Origin of the sequence: Pseudomonas sp. EA_65y_Pfl1_P113 (assembly GCF_963970525.1) — a bacterium.
GTDB lineage: Bacteria > Pseudomonadota > Gammaproteobacteria > Pseudomonadales > Pseudomonadaceae > Aquipseudomonas > Aquipseudomonas tritici.
In genome coordinates this window covers 1-536 of record NZ_CAXAQM010000329.1, presented here as the reverse complement: position 1 = coordinate 536, position 536 = coordinate 1, and the positions used below count along the sequence as shown (strand labels likewise).

General features: G+C 66.0%; 1 pseudogene. It reads right to left on the bottom strand.

Annotation, left to right across the window (positions count from 1 at the left end):
• A pseudogene (locus AACY52_RS29880) lies at positions 1-536 on the bottom strand (IS21 family transposase); the annotation flags it as partial.

The window sequence follows — 536 nt, the reverse complement described above, 5'->3', positions numbered from 1 at the left end:
CCGGCAGGTAATGCCAAGGGTCGTAGATCGTCCGATCGCGACCGAAGAACCGAGGATGATCGGCGATCACCTCGTCGCCCATCCGCACGACGATCCGATCGGCATAGGCCCGGACCTGGACCGCACGACGCACCGCCTTGGCGGCGACCGAGTAGCGGTTCCGGTCGAAGCTGATCAGGCAGGTTCCGGTCACCGCATGCTGCGTCTCGTGGAAGCCGTCGAACGATGCGAGCATCGGCTGGAGCGCGGGCCGCTCCAACTCCAGCGCCTGCGCGACCGTCATCTCCTTGTGCTCGGGGTGCGCCTGCATCGCCGCCCAGCGTAGACACTCGGCTTCCAGCCAGCCGTTCAACTCCTCCAGACTGGCGAACCGCAGCCGCGGCTTGAAGAAGCGACCCCGGATCGTCTGGACCTGGTGCTCGACCTGGCCCTTCTCCCAGCCTGCGGCTGGCGAGCAGGCGGTCGGCTCGACCATGTAATGATCCGCCATAACCAGGAAGCGACGGTTGAACACGCGCTCCTTGCCCACGAACACC